This window comes from Collinsella sp. AF23-4AC (genome assembly GCF_003462685.1).
Classification (GTDB): Bacteria; Actinomycetota; Coriobacteriia; order Coriobacteriales; family Coriobacteriaceae; genus Collinsella.
Genome location: NZ_QRVE01000043.1, coordinates 1 through 1,062 on the forward strand (window position 1 = coordinate 1; position 1,062 = coordinate 1,062).

The following is a 1,062-nucleotide window of genomic DNA, read 5'->3' on the forward strand; positions in this document are numbered from 1 at the left end:
ATGAAGGAGACCGAGAAGATCGAGATCATGCACTTCGACCAGGAGGGCTACCTCGAGGACGGCAGGAACGTCTACGAGGCCGGCAAGAAGATGACCGCCCTGGCCGACCGCGTGCACGAGGAGGGCTACGACGCCGTCTTCCTGATGGGCGTCGGCGGCACCTGGGACGAGTTCATGCAGCTCGAGTACCTCATGAACAAGTTCGGCGACCGCGACCTCGAGGTCTACCTGATCCACGCCGCCGAGTGGAACGTCATGGGCCACAAGCGCATGACCGACAGGTCCGTCGTGCTGACCGCCTCCGAGTCCGGCACCACCCCCGAGGTGCTCGAGGCCGTCGGCAAGATGAGGGAGATGGGCGTGCGCGTCTTCGCCATGACCAACCCCGAGGGCAAGATCGGGCAGGCCGTGGGCGCCGAGAACTGCGTCATGATGGCCTCCGACCACGGCGCCGGCGGCTGCGAGAAGGGCTACTACCTCGCCGACTGCTTCGGCCTGCGCCTGCTCAACCGCCGCGGCTGCTTCCCCAAGTTCGACCTGTTCATCGAGCAGACGAAGGACGTCTGGAAGGACATGCTCGACATCCGCAAGCGCTTCGAGCCGCGCGCCGAGGAGCTCGCCAGGAAGTACGCGCTGGCCGACTACACCATGTTCATCGGCTCGGGCGCGCTGTGGGGCGAGACCATCCTGTACTCCATGTGCCTGCTCGAGGAGATGCAGTGGAAGCGCATCCGCCACATCACCTCGCACGACTTCTTCCACGGCACGCTCGAGCTGCTCGAGCCCGGCGTCCCGGTGTTCCTGTTCATGGGAGAGGACGAGTGCCGCGCCCTCGACGAGCGCGTCCGCGCCTTCCTCACCAGCGGCGTGACCGGCGACGAGGACTACGTCATCATCGACACCGCCGAGTACGCGATCCCGGGCCTGGACGACGACTTCCGCGTCATCGTGTCCCCCTGGATCCTGTCCGTGCTGACCACCGACCGCCTCGCGCGCAACTACGAGCTGGTCACCAAGCACAACCTCAAGTACCGCCGCTACTACCACCAGTTCGACTACTAA

The 1,062-nt window shown here is 65.3% G+C and carries 1 protein-coding gene; it reads left to right on the forward strand.

Annotated features, from left to right (window positions below; all coding sequences use genetic code 11):
- A partial coding sequence (locus DWY05_RS09850) for an SIS domain-containing protein (protein WP_117770657.1) occupies positions 1 to 1,062 on the forward strand: 1,062 nt, incomplete at its 5' end.